General features: G+C 34.4%; 5 protein-coding genes and 1 pseudogene. 2 read left to right on the top strand and 4 right to left on the bottom strand.

Annotated features, from left to right (window positions below):
* From KHW44_RS06255 to KHW44_RS06240, 4 genes are all read right to left on the bottom strand, one after another.
* Positions 1-285, bottom strand: a 285-nt coding sequence (locus KHW44_RS06255; protein WP_304067301.1) for a radical SAM protein, incomplete at its 3' end; no start/stop codon positions are given.
* 87 nt (positions 286-372) lie between these two features.
* Complete coding sequence (locus KHW44_RS06250; RefSeq protein WP_304067298.1) at positions 373-1,548, bottom strand: hypothetical protein; 1,176 nt, start codon at positions 1,546-1,548, stop codon at positions 373-375.
* 15 nt (positions 1,549-1,563) lie between these two features.
* On the bottom strand, positions 1,564-1,845 hold the full coding sequence (locus KHW44_RS06245) for a hypothetical protein (RefSeq protein WP_304067295.1): 282 nt from the start codon (positions 1,843-1,845) through the stop codon (positions 1,564-1,566).
* A gap of 338 nt (positions 1,846-2,183) precedes the next feature.
* Positions 2,184-2,945: an AIM24 family protein gene (locus KHW44_RS06240; RefSeq protein ID WP_304067292.1), complete on the bottom strand. Its 762-nt coding sequence runs from the start codon at positions 2,943-2,945 to the stop codon at positions 2,184-2,186.
* A gap of 135 nt (positions 2,946-3,080) precedes the next feature.
* Here KHW44_RS06240 and KHW44_RS06235 point away from each other — a divergent pair, with 135 nt between their 5' ends.
* Complete coding sequence (locus KHW44_RS06235; protein WP_002834927.1) at positions 3,081-4,343, top strand: hypothetical protein; 1,263 nt, start codon at positions 3,081-3,083, stop codon at positions 4,341-4,343.
* 373 nt (positions 4,344-4,716) lie between these two features.
* Positions 4,717-5,135: pseudogene (locus KHW44_RS06230) on the top strand (YjiH family protein); the annotation flags it as partial.

Here is a 5,135-nt window from a genome sequence, read left to right as displayed (position 1 = left end):
ATTAGTAGTCATGCATATTTCTTCAATTCCCATGTCTTTGATGCCTTTTACCAAATCCAATATACCGTTTCTAACCAGAGGTTCGCCTCCAGTTAAACGCACTTTTTTTATTCCCAAATCCTTGAAAACTTCTACGATTTTCAAAGTTTCATCTATAGTTAGAATTTCGTCGTGATTTAAGTGCTGTATTCCTTCTTCGGGCATACAGTATTTGCATCTCAAATTGCACTTATCTGTCACCGAAATTCTCAAATAATCTATCTTTCTTCCGAGAGCATCTTTCATTTTACCACCTTTGTATATTATATCATATAACGCTTAAGGGTAAAAAATTCCCCAACTTGATTTCTCAAATTGGGAAATTCATTCAAATTATTCTTTTAATAAAAGTTCCTTTGCTTTTTCTAATCTTTCTTTCATAGAATTGATGTGAGATTCAGACACGTTATCTTGATCGGACAATCTTTTGATACCTTCTTGCAAAATATCAATTTCGTTGTCGTAATCTTTCATGCTTCTGTACACACTGGCATAAGAACTGTAAAGAGCAGGAGTACACAATCCGTTTTCACGCGCAGTGTCGTAGTTTTTGATTGCAGATTGGAAGTGAGAATCTTTTCTGAATTTTTCTCCTTCGTTCCAATATCTCAAACCTTCCTTCGCACCCTTCGCTGGATCGTCCAAGTTTTTGATATCAAACACAGCAACCCTGCTATTGTGTGGGTGAATTACAACTTCTTTTGTAGTCTTGATTTTGTTGAAAATCTCATCCAAGTTATCCTTGTTTTTTTCTTTTAATTTCTTCAACACATCCATCATGTGATATACAGGAATTTTCTTGGAAAGTTTTTGTTGTGCCTTGTCTTCGTATTCCTTAACCTTTGCAATAGAATCATCGCCAATGTAAATCCAAGCAGTTACTTCATTTGCAAATTGGTCGTCGACGATTTTAATGTTTTCGTGTTCCAACAAAGATTTTGTTTGGTTCAAATATTTATCCAAATCATCCTTGTAAATGTTCGTGATAATTTCATCGTCAACGCCTTTTTCTTCTAAGTACACAGATTTCAAATTATCCAAGTCAACCTTTTCGAAATCATCATAATCCATATCCAAATAATGTTGTTCATATTCAGCGACATACAACACCGGTGCTTGTTCAAATCTGTAGTTTGGTGTAGTTTCTGACTTTAATAATCCCGATTTTCTAGTAATCATATTAGGAGTCACACGATTGATAATTACATTGTCAGTTTCTTTCAACACTCTCTTCAACTCTTCTTGTTGCAAATCACGAGCTTCGTCTTCTTCCAAGTTGTCCTTGATGATTTTCGATTCCACATCTAATTTTTCTTTGATTCTTTCTCCGTGATAACTTTCAAATCCGAAAGACTTAGAATCTTCACCATAACCGTAACCAACATAGAAGATTTCCCCAGTATCCTTTACGCTCCATTCAAAAACATACCAATCATTTTTGTGAGCTTGGCTGTTAGTTTCCTTTTCTTCTGAAGAAAAAACGCTTTTTAATTTATCAAATATACCCATAATATCCTCCAAATTTTAAATAATACGATACATCAAATAAAGTCCCGCTAAAATGATTAAAATGAAAAACAAAATATCGAAATCTCTGTTTTTAATCGCACCGAGCATCTCCAACACCATCAACACTAACACAATAAAAATGGATGCGTAGATGAAAATGCTTGATAATGGTGATATCAAAACACTGACAAGTTTCGGATAATTCATTCTGAGTTTCAACTCCATAATAAACAGAATCACACCAAAAATCACAGTCCGAAATTCGTATTTGTATAATTTGTTTCTCAATTTATTCATAGTAGTGCCTCCCAAGATGTTTTTTACATTACTTTGAATATACTTTTCTTTATTATACCATATTCGATTTGTCCCAATAAAAAAACGCGATAATTTTTGCAAACCTTCACGATTTTTCTAATTGGCTATAAACAAATTTACAAATTAAAAATAACAAACCATTAATGCTAAGAATATCATACGGAACAAATTATTTGATTTCAAATCGAAAAAATCCGTCAAAAATCGTACCGCGTAAACGAAGTGTGCTTACGATTTTAGGATTTTGAGATTATGAAATCTTCAATTTGTGGAGTCTAGATATTCGTGCATTAAGGTTTGTTATCCAGTGTTTCATTTTATTCCAAAACTGGTGCCATTAGAACTTTTCCAGTTCCTCTGTACACATTCACAAGTCCTTCGCCGCTTGTCGCAGAGCCTATCAATGATTTTCCAGCTCTTTCAACTGTAAAATTCAATGAGCCACTCCAAGCAATCGCCATATTTCCGTCTATCTTCAACACGTCATTTTCAAGAGTTATTTCGATCAATTCTTCTCTTGGAACGTACGATTCCAACGCGACAATTCCTGTTCCGTGAAGTCCAAGGTTGAACAATCCTTCACCACCAGCAACAGCCGATGAAATATTAGATTGCATAATAGCTTTGTGTTCCAATTCAGAATCGCATGCCAAGAACAATCCGTCTTCTATGATAATTTCATTGTTCCAATCATCTGCATCCAACAATAAAATGTGCTTGTATGTCGGTTCCAAAACTAAAAGCCCGTCGCCTGTGTATTCCGGTTTTATCGCACCTTCACCAGTGACAGAACCACGCAAAGCTTTTTTGAAGAAATCTCCAGCACCTTTTATTCCAGTAGTTGAGCTAACATTTCCTAGCATCCATTGCATAGCACCTGCTTGTACAGTTATGTTTGATTTGGAAACATCGCACACCAATTGTCTTCTTCTTACATTCATTTCAGATGCGAAGTAAGAGCTTTGTGCTTGTTCGTAATCAACCGACAAATCCCTCTTGTATTCTACAACCTTAAACGCTCCGTTTTGTTCTTTGATTATGACATCATCATTATCTTCAAAATTTTTAACTTTATACATATAGCACCTCTTTTCATGAATATTATACCACATTGTTCAATTTTTCTGATTTGCATTTTATCAAATTTGTTATATAATTACGTCTTGGCTATTTTAAAATTTTATTATATAATTTTACAAAAGAAGGGGATAATTATGTCAAAAAAAATATTACACACCTCCCTTGCATACGTGGCGGTACTAACTGGTGCAGGCCTTGCAAGTGGACAGGAAATTTTGCAATATTTTACAGCTTATGGCAAATCCGGCTTGTGGACAGCGCTATTTGTTTTGATATTGCACACATTTATAGGAGCGATTATTTTGGAACTTGGTTCTTATTATTTCGCAGATGAACACAGTGATGTTTTGGACGAAATAGCATCCAAGAAATTCACAAAAGTATTCGACATTTTACTTATTTTAACTGGATTTATAATCGGATTCGTTATGCTTTCCGGTGCAGGCTCCAACCTCAACCAGCAATTTGGACTAGCACCGTGGATTGGTTCACTTATTTGTGCATTGCTTGTAATTTTCGTAGGAATGATGGATTTTGAAAAAGTAACCAGAATTATCGGTGCATTTACGCCAGTTATCGTGGCTTTGATTTTAATCGCATCAGTCTACACAATAGCAAAATTTGACGGAAACTTTAACCACTTAGACCCAATCGCAAGAACTATTCCGAAAAACTTCGGCAATCCTTGGCTTGCAGTAGTCAATTATTTTTCATTGTGTATGATGGTAGGATTGAGTACGGCATTTGCAATTGGTGGTAACCATGTACTATCTGAAGAAGCGAAAGTCAGCGGATTGTTAGGAGGATTTATCACAGGAACAGTAACAGCTCTTTTGGCAGTTGTTTTGTTCATGAGAGTTGACATTCTAAAAGATGCAGACCTTCCTACACAAGTTTTAATCGAAGAAATCAATCCAGTTTTAGGTTTGATAATGAGTTTGGTAATATTTGGAATGATTTTCAACACAGCTATCGGGTTGTATTATTCGTTAGCCAAAAGATTTTCAAAGGACAATCCGGCAAAATACAAAATGTATTTGATAGGATTTGTAACGATAGGATTTTTCCTAAGCTTTTTAGGATTCAGAAAACTTATCAGCATCACTTATCCAATCATAGGATACGCTGGAATAATTCTTATAACATTCTTGATTTACGCATATATAAGAGATTTCCAAAAAATCAAAAAAGAATCCAAGAGAAGATTTAAAATCTTGGATTTGTTGGAAAAGAAATACGACGACGATCAAGATTACACTAAAAAAGACGAACGAAAAGTAAAATCTATGATTAATCAGTCAAACTTAGACAACGACGTATTGGAAGAAGAAATGGAAACTATGGCTGAAGAAAATCAAGAAGACGACGATGTTACTGAAGAAAACACAGAAAAATAATATGTGGGCTGCTTTTGTAAGCAGCCTTTTTTAGTGGAAATTTTTGTAGATTAGAAAGTCCTACGGATTAGAAACCTCAGCTAATTAAAAAATCCTCCGGCTAAGAATATCATACGGAACAAATTGTTTGATTTCAAATCGAAAAAATCTATCAAAAATCGTATTCGCGTAAGCGTTAGCGTGCTTACGATTTTAGGATTTTAAGATTTAGAAATCTTCAATTTGTGTAGTCTAGATATTCGTGACAGAGGATTTTTAATTTATTACACCAAAAGATTTCTCACTTCTCCTAATCAATTTTACTTGTTATTTTCTTGCATCATATTTTCATTAGTGATATACTAGGAAAAATATTTTAAAGCGAGGAGATAATATGAAAACCAATAAAAAATCCCTATTGAATTTTCTGATTCCGTCCATTATCGGGATAATTATATTCATGATTCCCGTAAAATACGACGGCAATTGGACTATAATAGTCAAAATTTTAGCCGATTTTATCGCCAAAATTGTCGGCGATTATCTGCCAGCACTTTGTACGATTATAATTACGATATCGTTCGTGATGAGCATTATGGCAAGTTTCAATGTCAAGTTCATCAAAGAAAACAAACTTTTGAACCAAACATTTTCTGTAACTCCTGTTTGGTTAGTACTTAGAATTCTAGGATTTATAGTCGTGTGGATGGTAGTGTTGAAGGACAAGCTTAACCTTGGGCCGTTTTTCGACATGATAGTTGCCGATGAATCTGCTACATTTATACTCAACGATTTGTTGACATCACTTGTAAT

It is taken from the genome of Finegoldia magna (assembly GCF_018371055.1).
Taxonomy (GTDB): domain Bacteria; phylum Bacillota; class Clostridia; order Tissierellales; family Peptoniphilaceae; genus Finegoldia; species Finegoldia magna_I.
This window is presented reverse-complemented; position numbering and strand designations above follow the sequence as displayed.

Excerpts from the sequence above, each read along its gene's own strand:
- KHW44_RS06235 (WP_002834927.1), top strand. The coding sequence starts at position 3,081 with ATGTCAAAAAAAATATTACACACCTCCCTTGCATACGTGGCGGTACTA.
- KHW44_RS06245 (WP_304067295.1), bottom strand. The coding sequence starts at position 1,845 with ATGAATAAATTGAGAAACAAATTATACAAATACGAATTTCGGACTGTG.
- KHW44_RS06240 (WP_304067292.1), bottom strand. The coding sequence starts at position 2,945 with ATGTATAAAGTTAAAAATTTTGAAGATAATGATGATGTCATAATCAAA.
- KHW44_RS06250 (WP_304067298.1), bottom strand. The coding sequence starts at position 1,548 with ATGGGTATATTTGATAAATTAAAAAGCGTTTTTTCTTCAGAAGAAAAG.